This is a genomic window from Thalassobacillus sp. B23F22_16 (genome assembly GCF_043496955.1).
GTDB classification, from domain to species: domain Bacteria; phylum Bacillota; class Bacilli; order Bacillales; family Halobacillaceae; genus Thalassobacillus; species Thalassobacillus devorans_A.
The window spans coordinates 82,921-100,210 of record NZ_JBIEKD010000002.1 but is presented as its reverse complement, the minus strand read 5'-3'; the positions used below and the strand labels follow the sequence as shown (position 1 = coordinate 100,210).

Below are 17,290 nucleotides of genomic sequence, written 5' to 3'. Positions count from 1 at the left end.
ACTTACTAGGAGACAGCGGAACATCGTTTTCCGCTTAAACCGACGTTTAAGCACAAAATTTAATATATCATAGATTCTTTGCTACTGCAACAAGCTGTCAGCTATTTTCCCATTTTTCTATCCAGGATTTTTCTTTCTCGGTCAATTCCCTTTCTTTCAACAGATCCGGCCTGCGTTCCCATGTACGGTATAAAGATTGTTGGTGGCGCCATTCTTCAATACGGGCATGATCGCCGGACAAGAGTATGTCTGGTACTTTCATTCCCCGAAAATCAGCTGGACGGGTATAATGGGGATGTTCAAGTAAACCGTTCGAAAAAGAATCTTCAGGTGCCGATTGTTTATTACCGAGCGCATCAGGCAATAAGCGTACGACCGAATCGATCACAACCATCGCACCAAGCTCCCCTCCTGTCAATACATAATCACCAATAGACAGCTCGTCCGTTACGATATGCTGACGGATACGTTCGTCATAACCTTCATAATGTCCACATAGAAAAATTAAATGCTCTTCTTCGGAAAGCTCTATAGCCTTACTCTGCGAATGTGTCTCTCCCTGTGGGCACATCAGGATGACACGAGGCTTCGTGTTCCGCTTCTTCTTTACCGTTTCCACTGCATCGAACAGCGGCTGGGGAGTAAGCACCATTCCGGCACCTCCCCCGTATGGATAGTCATCAACCTTCTGGTGTTTATTATTACTGTAATCCCGGAAGTTGATGAAATCATAACTGAAAATATCGCGCTCTTGCGCTTTTTTCAAAATAGAGTTATTCAACACGCCTTCAAACATTTCTGGAAACAACGTCAGAATATCAATATGCATTAGTCAAGCAGCCCTTCTATTGGATCAATGACAATCCTTCCTTCTTCTATGTCCACTTGCTTCACGACATCATCGATATATGGAATAAGGACATCAGACTTTCCTTCTCGATCTACGACCCACACATCATTCGCTCCCGGGGTGAGGATTTCTTTTACTTTCCCAAGTTCTGTTCCATCCATTAGGAAGACACGGCAGCTGATAATTTCATGGAAATAATATTCTCCCTCTTCTAAATCCGACAACTGCTCCTCCCGAATCTGAAGGATGCCGCCCTTTAAGCGCTCGACATCATTAATGGTCGGGAGTCCTTCAAACTTAAGCAGATCAAACCCTTTATGCTCCCGGTGACCGGAGACAATCAATTTCTCCGGTTTCCCGCCGTCCTTCACCCAATACAAAGGCGCTCCTGGCTGGAATCTATCGTCAAAGTCGGTGATGCGAATCACTTTCACTTCTCCTTTGATTCCGTGCGTATTGACAATTTTCCCTACATTATACATCTGTTGTTCCATTTCATTACCTCGCTTGGATTACTATTCCATCTTTTATGACGATTGTCTGATGTTCGTATATTTCATCCCATCTGGCACCTTCGGTTACTTCAACAATCGCTTCGACTTCTTCAATGAACAATTCGCTGCCCTCTGGCAGTATTTCTAGTTGTTGGAGTTTATATTCTACCCAGTTCATCTTTTCTTTGCGAAGTTTGATTTCCTGTGTAAACCGTTTTTCTATTTCACTTGGTGAGATGTCACTTCTTTTCTCAAGCTTTCGCTGTTCAAAACGCAACTGCTGGCATTCACGGTCATATCTTTGATACCTTGACTGGAAATCTTGTGACAGCTGTTCTTTACTGTCTGCAGTCAGTACTTGTTTTACAGGAATTTTTTTTATAATTTTCATGTTCCTGCCCCTTTTTCTCAAAGATTCCGTTCTGTGTCCATTCCTCAATAAATAAAAGTAAATTGTAAAAAAGGGAAAGGTAATTGCTCCCTCTCCCTCATTACATGATATCCAAGTAAATTCTCTTTTTAGAGTCTGACCCTGCTGCGTAAACAACTGTCCGGATCGCTTTTGCTATCCGACCGTTCTTTCCAATCACCTTGCCGACATCCTCCTGGTTGACCGTCAAATGATAAACGATTTTGCGTTCCTCTTCGTTGACGTCTACCTGGATGTCTTCCGGGTGATCGACAAGCGGACTGACAATAGTTTCAATCAAGGCTTTCATGGTATCACCACTACTTTACTTTTGGTTTTTTGCTTCGTGGAACTTCGTCATGATGCCTTCATTTGAGAATAGGTTACGAACCGTGTCGCTCGGCTTAGCACCATTAGTCATCCAGTTCAAAGCTTTTTCTTCATCAATATCAACCTCAACTGGGTTTGCTACTGGATTATATGTGCCAATTTGTTCAATGAAACGTCCATCACGAGGAGAACGTGAATCAGCTACAACTACACGGTAGAATGGGTTACGTTTTGATCCCATGCGCTTTAGGCGAATTTTTACTGCCATCTTTAAGCACCTCCATAAATTATTAATGTTTCGCACAAGTTTAGATTTTAGCAGATGTTTTTCTGTGTGTAAAGGATTTTTCCATTACATGAATGGAAAATTCATTCCCTTGCCTTTTTTTCCTTTTTGCATATTGGTCATTTGTTTCATCATTTTCTTCATTTCTTCAAACTGTTTGAGCAGTCGGTTGACCTCAGATACGGATGTTCCGGAACCTTTAGCGATCCGGCGTTTACGGCTTGCATTCATCAGGGATGGATCCTGCCGTTCTTTCTTAGTCATCGACTGGATGATTGCTTCTACATGCGAGATTTGTTTGTCGTCAATCTGGGCATTCTTCAGACCCTTCATCTTGTTGGCTCCTGGAATCATATCGAGTAATTCATCCAATGGTCCCATGTTTCGGACTTGCCCCATTTGTTCCAGAAAGTCATCAAAGGTGAATGAAGCCGAGCGCATTTTCTGTTCTAATTCTTTCGCACGGTTTTCATCTACACTATCCTGAGCTTTTTCGATCAGTGTCAGTACATCTCCCATACCTAGAATACGGGATGCCATCCGTTCAGGATGGAAGGGTTCCAACTGATCGAGTTTTTCACCCATACCGGCGAATTTGATCGGTTTACCTGTTACAGCCTTAATAGACAATGCGGCACCGCCACGGGTGTCCCCATCGAGTTTCGTCAATACAACTCCACTGACTTCCAGTTGTTCGTCAAAACTTTCAGCAACATTGACAGCATCCTGACCGGTCATGGCATCGACGACAAGAAAAATTTCATCCGGCTGGACATTTTCTTTGATTTGCTGCAGTTCTCCCATCAAATCGCTATCAACATGAAGACGGCCAGCCGTATCGATGATGACGTAGTCGTTGTGGTTTTCTTTCGCTTCGGCGATCGCTTCATTGGCAATATCAACCGGATCGGCATCCGTACCTTTTGCATAGACAGGCAAATCCAATTGCTTGCCAAGTGTCTGAAGCTGATTGATGGCTGCAGGCCGATAAACGTCAGCCGCCACAAGTAACGGTTTACGATTGTGTTTTTTACGTAGGTGATTGGCAAGTTTCCCGGTAGTGGTCGTCTTACCGGCACCTTGAAGACCGACCATCATGATGACGGTCGGGGGGCGCTTCGCAACTGCGATCTTACTTTCGTCACCGCCCATCAAATCGGTCAATTCTTCTTTGACCACTTTGATTACCTGCTGACCTGGTGTCAGGCTTTCCATTACTTCCTGACCGATGGCCCGCTCTTTCACGCGTTTGACAAAGTCTTTGACGACCTTGAAGTTGACGTCTGCCTCAAGGAGGGCAAGACGGACTTCCCGGGTCATTTCTTTTACATCTTGTTCGGTTACCTTCCCTTTACCTTTGATCCGTTGGATTGTATTTTGTAAACGGTCGGCTAAACCTTCAAATGCCATAGAAGGAGCCCTCCTAATCTAATTCTTTTAATCGTTCGAGTGAATCCAGAACTTCTTTCTGATCTGTGAGTTTACCTTGCATCTCTTCAATCAATTGCTGCCGTTCCTGGAACTTCGCATACAAGTTCAATTTTTCCTCGTATTCTTCCAGCATGGATTCTGTACGGCGGATATTGTCATAGACAGCCTGCCTCGACACATGGAATGTCTCAGAGATTTCACCAAGAGAATAATCTTCTAAATAATACAATTCCATATAGTTCCGTTGTTTAGGTGTCAACAGCGTCTGATAAAAATCAAAAAGATAATTAATTCTGGTCGTCTTCTCTAGCACGGCAACCACTCCTTGTTAAGTGAAATGCCTTTACATATATGAATATTACAGAATGAAAGGCATAGCTGTCAAGCATCACTGCTCTTTTTCTTCGTCATGGGCTTCCACCATATCAGCGAATAAGCCATAGACAAATGCATGAGCATCAAACGGTTGAAGATCGGTCACTTTCTCACCTAGCCCTACCAGTTTAACAGGAATCTCCAGCTCATTACGAATCGCAAGCACAATTCCCCCTTTAGCTGTACCATCGAGTTTCGTCAACACAATTCCCGATACATCAGTAGCTTCCGAGAATGTCTTCGCCTGGCTCATCGCATTCTGTCCGGTCGTCGCATCCAAAACAAGGAGCACTTCATGAGGAGCAGTTGGTACTTCTCGCTCGATGACACGTTTCACTTTAGCTAATTCATTCATCAGATTGACTTTATTCTGAAGTCGTCCGGCAGTATCACATAGCAGGACGTCTGCGTCCCGGGATTTGGCTGCCTGGATGGCATCAAAAATGACTGCAGCCGGGTCACTTCCGGCACTATGCTTCACGACATTGACGCCGACTCGCTCACCCCAGGCATCCAGCTGTTCAATAGCCCCGGCACGGAATGTATCCCCTGCGGCAAGCATGACATTTTTTCCTTCGCTTTTTAACTGGTGGGCGAGTTTACCAATCGTAGTCGTTTTTCCGACGCCGTTAACTCCGACAAACAGGACGATCGACAATCCATCATGATTAATATTCAACTCTTCCATTTCTTCGCTGTCGTCATCGCCATAATAGATTTCAACAAGCTTCTCGGAAATAACTTCCCTTACATGTTTCGTATCTTTGATATTTCGTCTTTTTACTTCCATTTCCAGTTCATCAATCATTTCCATTACCGTGGTAACGCCGACATCAGCAGAAATAAGGATTTCCTCTAAATCCTCGAAAAAATCTTCATCGACCGTGCGGTAACGGGCAACCAGATCATTAATTCTTCCAGAGAAGGAATCTCTCGTTTTTGTCAGACCGATACGGAACTTAGCCGCAATTGATTTCTCTCGTGTAGAAGGGTCTGCTTCCGGCTCTTCCATCTGAGGCGTCTCCTCTTCGACAGGAAAGGCAGGGACAGCCTCTGGCTCTTCGAGCTGCTCTTGAGTCTCTGGGGTATTATCCAATTGTTTTACAGGTTCTTCTTCGGTATCCTCTTCCTCGATTTCTGTCTCTTCCTCCACAACTGGTTGATCATCAGGTAAAGAGTCTGTTTCTGTAGGCATAGTTTCCTCTGGCGTTTCTGTTTCTTCAATATCTGAATGTTGTTCTTCCAGATCTCCTGCCTGCTCTTTCTCCAGTTCTTTTAAATCCTGCTCAAAAGGATCTAAAATGAATTTGTCCTTTAACTTCTTGAAAAAGCTCATCCAATCTTCCTTTCTATACTCCTAATAAGTCGGCCGATTCTTCTAACCTCACAGAAACCAGCTTCGAAACGCCGGATTCCTGCATCGTAACACCGTAAAGCACATCCGATTCTTCCATCGTGCCTTTCCGGTGGGTAATGACGATGAATTGTGTCTTTTCACTGAATACTTTCAAATAGCGGGCGAACCGGTCGACATTGGCATCATCCAGTGCCGCTTCTACTTCATCCAGCACACAGAACGGTACAGGGCGAACCCTAAGGATAGCGAATAGCAGAGCGATGGCCGTCAACGCACGCTCGCCCCCTGACAATAAGCTGAGATTTTGAAGCTTCTTTCCCGGTGGCTGCGCTACAATATCCACACCAGTTTCAAGCATATTGTCAGGGTCCGTCAAACGAAGGTCGGCTCGTCCACCGCCGAATAACTCGGTGAAAACGACGGAGAACTCCTGTTTAATTTGGGTGAATGTTTCTTCGAACCTTCGATGCATCTCCCCATCCATTTCAGAAATGACAGAATAAAGTGTATCTTTCGCTTCGTTCAGGTCCGCCTGTTGGTCTTTCAAAAACTGATAGCGTTCCTGGATACGGTCAAATTCATCAATGGCACCTAGATTGACAGTCCCCAGCTCGTCAATCGCACGCTTGATCAATTTTACTTTCGTCGTGCTGGCATTAATATCAGCTGCACGTTCATATTCCTGCTTTGCGCGTTCAAACGTAAGGAAATATTCTTTTTGCAAATAACCAAGCATGTTTTCAAGTTCAACATCCATTCGGTTCGCTTTGACCTCTTTATCCTGGATGTCCTGAACATAGTGATGATGGGTACGATTTTGCTCTTTCAATTCCTGGTCTTTCTGTTTAATATGCTCGGCATGCTCGTTCCTTTTATTTCTTTGGCTAGCGATTTCAGTTGCTGTCTCTTCTTTGTCGGACTTTTTATCCTGAATAGAGGCTTCTAATTCGGCTTCTGTCTGTTTATTGTTGGCTATATCCATCAACTGGCTGTACTGCTGACGGTTTTCTTCCAGGCTTTGTTCCAGTTCGGCTATTTGTTCTTTCAGTCCTTGCCACTTCTCCTGGTGATATTTCACATCAGAATCTTGCTCTGTGAGTTTGACCTGCAACTCATGCTGCCTGGTTTTCAAACTTTCTTCGTTTTCGGACTGTTGTTTTTCTGCTTCTGTTAACGTATCGATTTGCTGTTGAGCCTTTGTCAATTGTACTTCCAGACCCTCCAGCTCAAGAGCCAGATCAGCCAGACGAGCTTTTAATTGATCACGGTCCTGTTCGTATTGCTCCTGGTCCTGATCAAACAAAACCAATTGATCATTTACGTTATCATGCTTCACTTGGACTTCACGAAGAACTGCCCGCTTTTCCTGCTCCTGTTCTTTTAAATTGTCTTTAGAAACTCGGAGTTCCTGCAATGTTTCCTTCTGTTCTTCGTTCATTCGCTTTAATTGCTGCATTTCTTGTTCTGCAGCCCTTGTTTTCTGTTCAAATGTGGACAGTTTATCATGCAGTTCCTGCAGTTCTCTTTCTCTCGTAAACAAGGACTGATTTGTTTTCTTTTTTGCTCCTCCAGTCATCGCTCCGCCTGGATTGATAACGTCTCCTTCTAATGTAACAATGCGGAAGCGTCGCTGCATCGTTTGTGCCAATTTGTTTGCTGTCTCTAAATCTTCCGCGATGACAATGTGACCCAGAAGGTGACGAATGGCCCGGTCGTATTGATGGTTAAAATCAACCAAATCAGCAGCTACTCCTACAAACCCGGGCTGGCTTTTAATTCGAGACGTCATATCTGCAGGAATAAATCGGGGCTGGATTGTTTCCAGCGGCAGGAAGGTCGCTCTCCCTTTATTATGCTGACGAAGCCAGTGGATCGCCTGGCGGGCAGCAGATTCATTGGTCATGATGACATGCTGCGCCTGTGCGCCCAACGCTGTCTCGATGGCTGTGATTAAATCGCCAGGGACATCGATTAACTCAAGGACTGCACCTTCAATCCCCTGGATGTATTGCTGTTCTCTCGCTTTCAATACTTCTTTAACGCCTTGGAAATATCCGGAGAAATCCTCTTTCATTTCTTCCAGCATTTCTTTCTTAGATTTCAGCTTTTCGACATATTGGTACCCTTGATAAAGTTTGCTTTGCAACTCCTGGTATCTGGTTTGGCTGGTGTTCAGTTTTTCTTCCAGTGCGGTCAGTTGCTGCTCTTTTTTCACACGCTGTTCGGAGATGTGGTTGACTTCCTGTTCGATCTCTTCTTTTCTGGCAATCAACCGCTCCCTTTCTTCACGCATATCTTTGAATTTATCTCTTTGCACTTCACTTTTTGAGCCGATTTGATCCAGCTGTCGGGAAACCGACTGCTTTTCATTTCGTTTGGCAGCCTGTTCATTCAATAATTCAATATAGTCACCTTTCAGCTCTTCAATCTGTTCTCCGATATCCTGACTCTCCAGCTCCAGCTGTCTGGTTGTTTCTTTATAAGCCTTTCTTGTTTCTGCTTGCTGTTTTTTTCTTTCTTTTAGTTCTGCTTCGTGTTTTTCACACACTGCTTTCGTCTGCTCCAGACGGGACGACAGCTGAGTGAACTCTTCTTCCAGCTTTACTTTATTCTCTTCAAAATGCTTGAATTGTTCTTTGACGAGCTGCTTTTTTCCTTCGAGATTCTCCAGCTCTTGAGTCAGGGTGAGCAGTTTCTCTTGCAGTTTTTCTATCGATTCATCTAAGACCAACACTTGGTCCCGCTCTTTTTCCACTACGGATTCTTTCTGTTCGATAGCAGCCTTGATTTCAGCTTCTTTAACCTTCATTTCTTCCAGGTTGTCCAATAAGTCCTGCCATTCGTTGTTCAATGTTTCTATTTGTGCGATTAATAGAGATATCTCTACGTGTTTCAATTCCTCTTTTTTCTCCAGGTAATCTTTAGCAATGGCTGCCTGTTCTTTTAATGGTTCGAGCTGACCTTCTATCTCATGAATAATATCTTCCACTCTGTTAAGGTTTTCCTGTGTTTCGGCCAGCTTGTATTCTGCCTTTTTCTTACGCTGTTTGTATTTCAGCACCCCGGCAGCTTCTTCAAAAATACTGCGTCGTTCTTCTGCTTTCGAACTTAAAATTTCCTCTACTTTTCCCTGGCTGATAATGGAAAAGGCTTCCCGGCCTAAGCCAGAATCCATAAACAGATCGACGATATCTTTAAGGCGGCAAGGCTGTTTATTTATATAAAAAGCACTTTCACCCGATCGATAGACCCTACGGGTAACACTGACCTCCTGGTAATCAAGCGGCAGTGTCTGATCTTCATTATCCAATGTCAAGGTTACTTCCGCCATATTCAGGGCATTTCTCGAATCACTTCCAGCAAATATGATGTCTTCCATCTTACTGCCGCGAAGGGACCGGGCGGATTGTTCACCGAGCACCCAGCGGATGGCATCGGTAATGTTGCTTTTCCCGCTTCCGTTCGGTCCTACGACAGAGGTGACACCTGGCACGAAGTCAACGGTGACTCTTTCTGCAAAAGATTTGAATCCAATGGTATCTAAACGTTTGAGGAACATCTGCATCCTCCTATGTAATTAACTTTCCTGTAGTTTTAAGCTTGCATTTCAACTCATTTATTTTATCATAAACATTAAGGCTATAGAAGAAGCCAAACAACCCCGAAATGAGGAGGAATCGTCGTGAGCTTGAATGAACCCACGCAAGAAAACTTAGAAACGATCATTAATGACCTGGCTGACCGTCTGCAGGTAGTCAACCGTTCGATCATGGACCCTGCTGACTATGACCTGGACAATTATGAGGAAATCAAATCCCTGCATGACATGATTGTTATGAAGGGACAGCTAAGTGTCTCAGAGACACAGGCATTTGTCGAAGAGTTAGGCAACTACCGGAAATAATATCGAAAGCTTAGAAAACTGGGCTTGTCGCCAATAACTTATGGCGAAAGCCTTCGTACTTTCTTATGCTTTAATCTTTTAACAAAATTAATTTTTCTTAAAGTGCAACAGAAAGCCGCGCAGCAAATGCGCGGCTTTGTTACTTAATTATTTACTTACATGCTCCTGATTTTCGGAGTGCTTCTTCAGCAGCTTTTTGTTCTGCTTCTTTTTTTGTGCGGCCGATGCCGATGCCGGCGGTTTCATCCGAAATTCGGACATGGGCTACGAATTCGCGATTGTGGGCCGGGCCAAGTTCCTCCACGATTTCATATTCGATTACCCTGTTCTTTTCACGCTGCACTACTTCCTGTAATTGGCTTTTGAAATCCATCGCATGCGAAAAAGCACCTTTTTTCACCTTTGGATATACATATTTCTCCAAAAAGGCAAGGACTGCCTCGTACCCCTGGTCCAGATAAAGAGCACCAATGAATGCTTCAAATACATCCGCAAGCAAGGCTGGGCGATTTCTACCGCCTGTCATCTCTTCCCCTTTTCCTAATTGGATCAGCTCACTGAAATTCAGTTCATCAGCAAACCGAACGAGAGAGATTTCACAGACGATCGAAGCGCGAAGCTTCGTCAACTCACCTTCACTCATGTCCGGGTACTTGCGGTAAAGGTACTGGGAGACACCAAGTTCCAGCACAGCGTCACCAAGAAATTCGAGACGCTCATTATCCTTACGCTCTGTCTTACGATGCTCATTCACATAAGATGAATGGGTAAATGCTTGTTTTAAAAGTTCAATATCTTCGAAGTGGATACCAATTTTCTCTTGAAAGGTTGAAAAGTCCTCCATCGCTCACCTAAACCCTTTCAGTTAGTATTGACGACATATAGGAAGGGCTGTCCATATATAGGACAGCACCTTGCCAAACTGTTATTGGATGCTGTTTATGTAATTCACAGCGTCACCAACAGTATTAATTTTTTCTGCTTCTTCATCAGCGATCTCCGTATCGAATTCATCTTCAAGCTCCATAACAAGCTCTACTACATCCAAAGAATCCGCTTCAAGATCATCTTTGAAGGAAGCCTCCATTGTGACCTTAGATTCATCTACATCAAGACGATCGACAATGATTTGTTTGACACGATCAAATGTATCTGCCATAAGACTTCACCTCCCTTCCGTTATTATAAATGAGTTTTCATCGAAAAACTAGATGATTCAAATATTTATGATTTCAACCGGCAAAATTAACCGGATAAATCCTTACATAACCATGCCGCCATCAACATGAAGCGTCTGTCCAGTCATATAGCTGCTGTCATCAGAAGCAAGGAAGCGAACCACATTGGCGATATCTTTTCCTTCCCCTAAACGGTTAAGCGGGATCATCTTGAGCATTTCCTCCCGCTGCTCTTCTGTCAGCTCATCTGTCATATCAGTTGTAATGAAACCAGGAGCTACAGCATTAACAAGGATATTCCTTGTTGCAAGTTCCTTGGCGTTGGATTTGGTCATGCCGATCACTCCAGCTTTAGCAGCTACGTAATTGGCCTGCCCTGGGTTTCCGGACACACCTACGATTGAAGCAATGTTGATGATGCGTCCGCTTTTTTGTTTCATCATCTGGCGGGTTACCGCTTTAGTAGTCAGAAACACGCCTTTCAGATTTGTATCAATGACCTGATCGAATTCCTCTTCTTTCATTCGCATCAGTAAATTATCCTTCGTGATGCCGGCGTTGTTAACCAGTATATCAAGACGGCCGAATGCTTCAATCGTAGTTTTAACCATATCTTTGACGTCGGCTTCCTTTGATACATCTGCCTGGATTTTCATAGCTTTTCCGCCATTAGCCTCTATCTCATCCACCACTTCCTGCGCCTTCGCTTCACTGCCTGCATAGTTTACCGCAACCGCGGCACCTTTATCAGCCAGTTCCAGCGCAATGGCGCGTCCAATTCCTCGGGAAGCGCCTGTGACAAGTGCTACTTGATTTTCCAGCATTATGAATCCTCCTTATACCATTCGATGAATGCTTGTAATGTCTCTGGATCCTGAATTTGGAATGTCTTCATTCTCCGTTTCACTTTTCGAACCAATCCGCTCAGTACTTTGCCGTGGCCGACTTCCACAATGGCGTCAATATCCTGTTCGACAAACTTTTCTAAAATCTGCTGGAAGCGGACAGGAGAATACAGCTGCTCAATTAACAGCTCTTCGATCATCTGCTTATCTGTTACAGGTTCTGCTGTAACATTGGCATACACCGGAATAGAAGCATCAGAAAGATCCGCGTTCTTCAAAGCTTCAGAAAAGTCCTCGCTTGCCGGTTTCATTAGTCGGGAATGGAAAGGACCACTGACATTCAGCGGCAGCACACGTTTTGCTCCTGCTTCCTTCAATTGTTCAGAAGCTTGATCCACTCCTTCTTTACTACCGGAAATAACAATTTGTCCAGGGCAATTGATGTTGGCCAAATCAACGACTTCATCGTCCTTCATACCTTCCAAAACGTTCTGGATTGCATCCTGATCCAGCCCTAACACAGCTGCCATGGCTCCCTTACCAGTCGGGTAGGCATGCTCCATCAACTGACCGCGCTTATGTACAAGTGCTGCCGCTTCAAGCGGTTTAAGCGCCTTTGAAGCTACCAGTGCGCTATACTCACCAAGACTGTGGCCGGCAGTCATTACCGGTTCAATTCCTTCTTTCTCAAGCAGACTGACAATTGCAGCACTATTTATTAACAATGCCGGCTGAGCATGTTCCGTTTTTGTCAGCTCATCCTGGGGCCCATCAAACATAAGTTTCGTTAGAGGGACTTCCAGCTCCTCATCTGCCTGTTCAAATAAGTCTTTCACTTCATCATAAGTCTCATACAAAGCCTTCCCCATGCCGACTTCCTGAGAACCCTGGCCTGGGAAAACAAAAGCTACGCGTTTCATGCGTCTTCCTCCTCTGTTCCATGAATACTTTTCACTGTTTCAGCTATTTTCGTGGTAACATCCTCTTCGGCCATATGGGTCGCTTGCCTGATTGCATTGAAAATTGCCCGGGCATTGGAAGAGCCATGCGCCTTGATGACCGGAGCAGACAGCCCAAATAGGCCGGCGCCTCCATATTCCGAATAGTCGAGTTTATCTTTCAGCTGTTTTAAATCATTTTTGACAAGGCCAGCAGCAAGTTTCGTTTTGAAATTGGACATGAATGTTTCTTTAATCATCGAAAACATCGTCATCGCAGTACCTTCAATTGTTTTGAGAGCAATATTGCCACTGAATCCGTCGGTTACCACAACATCTGCCACTCCATCAAGGAGGTCTCGGGCTTCCACATTACCGACAAACTCTACCGGTGCTTCTTTCAGTCCGGCAAAAGCTTTTTTGGCAAGGTCACTTCCTTTGCCATCTTCCGTACCAACATTCAGCAAACCGACTTTTGGCTGCTTGATTCCTCTGACTTTCTCCGAATAGATGGAACCCATGATCGCATACTGTACGAGGTGCTCCGCTTTAGCATCAACATTGGCACCGACATCAAGGAGAAGGAATCCTTTCCCGTCTACCGTCGGGAGAGTCGGACTTAGTGCCGGGCGTTCGATTCCTTTGATTCTGCCGACAATAAACAGGCCAGCACTCATCAATGCTCCCGTATTGCCTGCAGAAATACAAGCATCCGCTCTTCCTTCTTTCACTTCCTGCGCCATCAGCACCATGGAAGCTTGTTTTTTACGGCGTACGGCCCGGACCGGTTCATCTTCACTTGTAATTTTTTCTTTCGTATGTATAATCGTTATATTTTTTGTATCCTTTATTAATGGCTTGATTTTTTCCTCATCCCCAACCAGGGTGATTTGAAGCTGTTCATTTGCCTCAACTGCCTGGATAGCACCTTTGACGATTTCCACTGGTGCATGGTCGCCACCCATCGCATCGATTGCGATTCTCATTATTCCTGCCCCCTCTGTTGATTCGAACGAAACATCTCAAAAATTCCGGAGAACACTTTTTCATTATCCACAAAACTGTTCACTTCTACAACCGTCCGTCCTTTTTCGTCTACCCCGGTAACCGATGCTTTAGCAACGACCCTTTCCCCTTTTGTAACCTGTCTGGTAAACCGTATTTCCGCTTTCGCCGTTAGCGCCAATTCATCATTGATGACCGCAACCGCCAATGAATTTGCCTGAGCAAACAAATGATGGCCACGGGCAATATCGTTTCTGGAAAATACATGCTCCCGGTCTATATCCAAAATGGAAATAGCTCGCTGATCCAACTCTAAATCTACTATTTCACCGATCACTTCTTCAATGGGTAATGCTTTTACGGTTTCATTCCATTCATTCCTTGCAACAGATTTGATCCTTTCCCTAAGTTCCGGAATGGAAAGCTCCATCCGATCCAGCCGTATCGTCTGGATACTGACGCCGAACTTCTTAGCCAGGTCTTCATCGGTAATGAATGGCGTGGATTCGATTGTCTCTTTTAATTCTATTTGCCTTGTGCGTTTATCCTTTTTCATAGCTTTCATCCACCGTCCGAATTATGACTAGGTACTAATAGTAATATATAATACCAAATGGGTGAATGCAAGGATAAGCATTCTAAAAAGGCTCGAAACGCTCATCGTCATGTCCTAATGGAAATCCCATCGTTTTTAAAAATCTTAGCGCGCCTGTTTAAGAGATCTATTTGCTTTACGGCAGCAATTATTACCAAAAAAAGGCTGCCCCGATTAGTCCTCAGATACTTGTCGGAGAGCCTTTCTTGTTTAATTCATTTGTTTTCGTTTACCTTTTAACGGCGTCTTATCTTCTATGTCATCATTATAAAGGTGGCATGCTACAAAATGGTTGTCCCCGACGGCCTGCCAGACAGGTTTGGTCGTGGCACAGGCTTCCATAGCCATGGGACAGCGTGTCCGGAATACACAGCCACTCGGAGGGTCGATCGGGCTTGGCAGTTCCCCTTCGAGAATCATACGCTCCCGTTTCTCTTCAACATCAGGATCTGGTATTGGAATCGCTGACAGCAAGGCTTGCGTATAGGGATGTTTTGGGTTTTCATAAAGGTTGTCACTGTCCGTCAACTCTACCAAATGTCCTAAATACATGACACCAATACGATCTGATATATGGCGCACCATCGAAAGATCATGAGCGATAAAAAGATAGGTCAGCCCTTTTTCTTCCTGCAGCCTTTCTAATAGATTTACGACTTGGGCCTGAACAGAAACATCAAGCGCGGAAATCGGTTCATCTGCGATGATGAAATCGGGATCCAGCGCCAAGGCACGCGCAATTCCAATCCGCTGCCTTTGACCGCCGCTGAATTCATGGGGATACCTTGTTGCATGGTCCCGGTTCAGGCCTACCTCTTCCAGCAGTTCATAAACCCGCTCCATCCGTTGTTTTTTATTAGCATATAAATCATGCACAATCATCGGTTCAGAGATTATTTCTCCGACTGTTGAGCGTGGGTTCAGTGAGGCATAAGGGTCCTGAAAGATCATCTGCATATTCCGATAGAACTGAAATTTTCCCTCTTCATCCAATTGATGAACGTCATTACCTTCATATACCACATTTCCGTCTGTACGATTGTAGAGCCCCATGATCGTTCTTCCGATCGTGGACTTCCCACAACCGGATTCACCTACAAGCCCAAACGTTTCCCCCTGATACACATCAAAGCTCACGCCATCGACAGCTTTAAGTAAACGCCCTTTCCCCATGGTGAAATGCTTCTTCAATTCGTTTACTTGCAGAATCGTTTTGTTATTCATGCTGGTCCCTCCGTCTCCTGCCAGTAGCGTCTGGCTGCACAAAGTTCTTTTTCATAAATCGTACCTGTTAATGAAATTATTTCGATTCCTTTGCCGGTACTTGGAGAATGGATCATCTTCCCTTCTCCATAGTAGATCCCGACGTGATGAATCCTGCCTTTTCCTTCTTCATAGGCAAAAAACAACAGGTCCCCCGGCATCAGGTGATCGAAAGATATTTCCACCCCTGCCATCGCCTGGTCAGTGGCATCCCTCGGTATTTGATAGCCTGCAGCTTTATGCATATTGTAGGCAAAACCGGAACAGTCGTAGCCATAGGCACTCATGCCGCCCCAGAAATAAGCAAGTCCTGTGAATGCCTCTCCCATACGAACAATGTTCGTGCCATTTTCTTTCTTCATCCCAAGGGATTCCGAATAAATGGTAATATCCTCTTTCTTCAGATAAGCTGTGCCATGTGGAGTTCTGACACGGACGGAATCTTCCAGAACCTCTTGTACAGGAAGTGTCGTCATATAGCTTAATTCGAGAATTGGTTCGCCCGTTTCCTTTAGCAGGGTACCCTTCTTTGTAGCGACAACGGCTGATTTTTCTCTTTCCCAAAACTCCCTCGTAATCGGCTGCAGTTGCGTCATCGGAACCCAGCCAGGGTAGCCGCGCTCGTCTTTTTTTGATGGCTGTGACGGTATGATGACATGCGCCCAGTCTTCACTTTTATCCGTCACCAGCACTTCTTCTCCATATAATAGTTGAGATTGTACCAGGTTTTTATCGCACAGCTCGAGCCGCTTTTCTTTCGTTAACAGGGCCAGCCATTCCTCTAGTTTCACAGGATTGGTCAACCCGGGTTCATCAAGTTCCCGCGGGGAATTCGGTGATGTCCATACCGTAGCGACGGAAACGTTGACGATGTAGTTTTCATGTGTTCCTTCAAGCATTGGAAACACTCCCTTTATTCTGGATGTATTGTTTTTTTATCTCCGAAATACCAAGGCCGCTGCTCTCTTCCGGCAAGTGGATCTGTTTCCCCTGGTATTGGATGCCGCCTTCCACTATGTCATCCGCCAGCATTAACGGTGCATCGAAATCGTAACGGGTGACATTTTTCTGACTGGCAGCAAAATGGCTGGCAGCGGTTATTCCAAGCTTCGTCTCAATCATGCTCCCTACCATGCATTCTACTCCAAAGCTTTCTGCCAAGGTACATATTTTCATAGCCTGATAGATGCCACCGCTTTTCATGAGTTTGATGTTCATTAAATCGGCACTCTCTGTTTCCAGCACTTTTCTGGCGTCATACATAGAGAACACACTTTCATCAGCCATGATTGGTGTATCAACATGGTCAGTCACCTGTTTCAAACCTTGAAGATCATGAGCCTTAACCGGCTGTTCTACCAATTCTATGTTCAGATCAAGATCTTCCATTTTTTTGATGGCATAGATGGCTTCTTTCGGTTTCCAGCCTTGATTGGCATCGAGGCGAATCACAGCAGCTTCCCCTGCTGCCTGACGGACCGCCTTGATTCGTTGAATATCCGTTTCGATATGATCTTTGCCCACTTTTACCTTTAATGCAGTAAACCCATTTTGTATGTAGCGTGCAGTGTCGTCTGCCATTTTTTGGACTTCATTGACACTTACGGTATAGTCGGTTTCCAAACGGTTGCGATAACCACCAAGAAACTGGAACAGAGGCATACCAGCATACTGACTCAGACAATCAAATATCGCCATATCTACTGCTGCTTTTGCACTCGTATTTCCAACCAAAACTGTGTGGAGGATTTCAAAAACCCTCTCCCGTTCCAAAAGAGATTGTCCAATTAATTTTGGAGCAATAATTTTTTTAATAGCAGTTTCAATGCTATCCAGACTCTCTCCTGTAATCACATGCGTTGGCGGTGCCTCTCCCCATCCGGTAATTCCGTCATCACAGATTATTTTCACGACAATCGCTTCCGCTTCGGTTACTGTCCGGAGTGCAGTCTTGAAAGGGGTATGTAAGGGAATAGCAATACGCATCGTTTCTATTTTTTTAATATCCATTAGAGCACTCCTCTACTGAT

19 protein-coding genes are annotated in these 17,290 nt (G+C 44.7%); 1 reads left to right on the top strand and 18 read right to left on the bottom strand.

Features of this window, described 5'->3' with window-relative positions; genetic code table 11:
* Positions 1 to 97: 97 nt before the first annotated feature.
* The 9 genes from trmD to smc form a co-directional block, all read right to left on the bottom strand.
* Positions 98 to 829 carry a tRNA (guanosine(37)-N1)-methyltransferase TrmD gene (trmD, locus tag ACGTNI_RS03050; RefSeq protein ID WP_394459997.1) on the bottom strand — a complete coding sequence of 244 codons (732 nt, stop codon included), beginning with the start codon at positions 827 to 829 and terminating at the stop codon, positions 98 to 100.
* Entirely contained in the window at positions 829 to 1,344 is a 516-nt protein-coding gene (gene rimM, locus ACGTNI_RS03045; protein ID WP_394459995.1) for a ribosome maturation factor RimM, read from the bottom strand. The genes trmD and rimM overlap by 1 nt, the downstream gene beginning before the upstream one ends.
* A 4-nt stretch (positions 1,345 to 1,348) precedes the next feature.
* Complete coding sequence (locus ACGTNI_RS03040) at positions 1,349 to 1,735, bottom strand: YlqD family protein (protein ID WP_394459993.1); 387 nt, start codon at positions 1,733 to 1,735, stop codon at positions 1,349 to 1,351.
* Between the two features lie 100 nt (positions 1,736 to 1,835).
* Positions 1,836 to 2,063 (bottom strand): KH domain-containing protein, encoded by a 228-nt coding sequence (locus tag ACGTNI_RS03035; protein ID WP_394459991.1) that lies wholly within the window; start codon positions 2,061 to 2,063, stop codon positions 1,836 to 1,838.
* A 15-nt stretch (positions 2,064 to 2,078) separates the two neighbouring features.
* Positions 2,079 to 2,351, bottom strand: coding sequence for a 30S ribosomal protein S16 (gene rpsP, locus ACGTNI_RS03030; protein ID WP_062445812.1), 273 nt, complete (start codon positions 2,349 to 2,351; stop codon positions 2,079 to 2,081).
* Positions 2,352 to 2,435: 84 nt separating this feature from the next.
* Positions 2,436 to 3,779, bottom strand: coding sequence for a signal recognition particle protein (ffh, locus tag ACGTNI_RS03025; protein WP_085508226.1), 1,344 nt, complete (start codon positions 3,777 to 3,779; stop codon positions 2,436 to 2,438).
* Positions 3,780 to 3,792: 13 nt separating this feature from the next.
* Entirely contained in the window at positions 3,793 to 4,113 is a 321-nt protein-coding gene (locus tag ACGTNI_RS03020) for a putative DNA-binding protein (protein WP_394459988.1), read from the bottom strand.
* Between the two features lie 75 nt (positions 4,114 to 4,188).
* Positions 4,189 to 5,187 (bottom strand): signal recognition particle-docking protein FtsY, encoded by a 999-nt coding sequence (ftsY, locus tag ACGTNI_RS03015; RefSeq protein ID WP_394460154.1) that lies wholly within the window; start codon positions 5,185 to 5,187, stop codon positions 4,189 to 4,191.
* A gap of 337 nt (positions 5,188 to 5,524) precedes the next feature.
* Positions 5,525 to 9,091, bottom strand: coding sequence for a chromosome segregation protein SMC (smc, locus tag ACGTNI_RS03010; RefSeq protein ID WP_394459986.1), 3,567 nt, complete (start codon positions 9,089 to 9,091; stop codon positions 5,525 to 5,527).
* 123 nt (positions 9,092 to 9,214) lie between these two features.
* Between smc and ACGTNI_RS03005 the strand changes: the two genes are divergently transcribed.
* Positions 9,215 to 9,436, top strand: a complete 222-nt coding sequence (locus ACGTNI_RS03005; RefSeq protein WP_394459984.1) for a DUF1128 domain-containing protein — start codon at positions 9,215 to 9,217, stop codon at positions 9,434 to 9,436.
* 151 nt (positions 9,437 to 9,587) lie between these two features.
* Here the strand turns inward: ACGTNI_RS03005 and rnc are convergent, their stop codons facing one another.
* The 9 genes from rnc to ACGTNI_RS02960 all read right to left on the bottom strand — a co-directional run bounded on the left by rnc (position 9,588) and on the right by ACGTNI_RS02960 (position 17,270).
* A complete protein-coding gene (gene rnc / locus ACGTNI_RS03000) occupies positions 9,588 to 10,280 on the bottom strand; it encodes a ribonuclease III (protein WP_085508215.1) in 693 nt (230 codons plus the stop codon).
* A gap of 81 nt (positions 10,281 to 10,361) precedes the next feature.
* Positions 10,362 to 10,595 carry an acyl carrier protein gene (gene acpP, locus ACGTNI_RS02995; RefSeq protein WP_062445806.1) on the bottom strand — a complete coding sequence of 78 codons (234 nt, stop codon included), beginning with the start codon at positions 10,593 to 10,595 and terminating at the stop codon, positions 10,362 to 10,364.
* Between the two features lie 102 nt (positions 10,596 to 10,697).
* The gene (fabG, locus tag ACGTNI_RS02990) at positions 10,698 to 11,438 is read right to left on the bottom strand and encodes a 3-oxoacyl-[acyl-carrier-protein] reductase (RefSeq protein ID WP_394459981.1); all 741 of its coding nucleotides are present in this window, start codon (positions 11,436 to 11,438) and stop codon (positions 10,698 to 10,700) included.
* Entirely contained in the window at positions 11,438 to 12,379 is a 942-nt protein-coding gene (fabD, locus tag ACGTNI_RS02985) for an ACP S-malonyltransferase (protein WP_394459979.1), read from the bottom strand. The genes fabG and fabD overlap by 1 nt, the downstream gene beginning before the upstream one ends.
* Positions 12,376 to 13,383, bottom strand: coding sequence for a phosphate acyltransferase PlsX (plsX, locus tag ACGTNI_RS02980; protein WP_394459977.1), 1,008 nt, complete (start codon positions 13,381 to 13,383; stop codon positions 12,376 to 12,378). The genes fabD and plsX overlap by 4 nt, the downstream gene beginning before the upstream one ends.
* Complete coding sequence (gene fapR / locus ACGTNI_RS02975; protein WP_085508206.1) at positions 13,383 to 13,958, bottom strand: transcription factor FapR; 576 nt, start codon at positions 13,956 to 13,958, stop codon at positions 13,383 to 13,385. The genes plsX and fapR overlap by 1 nt, the downstream gene beginning before the upstream one ends.
* A 249-nt stretch (positions 13,959 to 14,207) precedes the next feature.
* Positions 14,208 to 15,170, bottom strand: coding sequence for an ABC transporter ATP-binding protein (locus ACGTNI_RS02970; RefSeq protein WP_394460152.1), 963 nt, complete (start codon positions 15,168 to 15,170; stop codon positions 14,208 to 14,210).
* A 47-nt stretch (positions 15,171 to 15,217) separates the two neighbouring features.
* Positions 15,218 to 16,159, bottom strand: coding sequence for a C40 family peptidase (locus tag ACGTNI_RS02965; protein ID WP_394459975.1), 942 nt, complete (start codon positions 16,157 to 16,159; stop codon positions 15,218 to 15,220).
* Positions 16,152 to 17,270, bottom strand: a complete 1,119-nt coding sequence (locus tag ACGTNI_RS02960) for a mandelate racemase/muconate lactonizing enzyme family protein (RefSeq protein ID WP_394459973.1) — start codon at positions 17,268 to 17,270, stop codon at positions 16,152 to 16,154. Before ACGTNI_RS02960 ends, ACGTNI_RS02965 begins: the two co-directional genes overlap by 8 nt.
* Between the last annotated feature and the right edge of the window lie 20 nt (positions 17,271 to 17,290).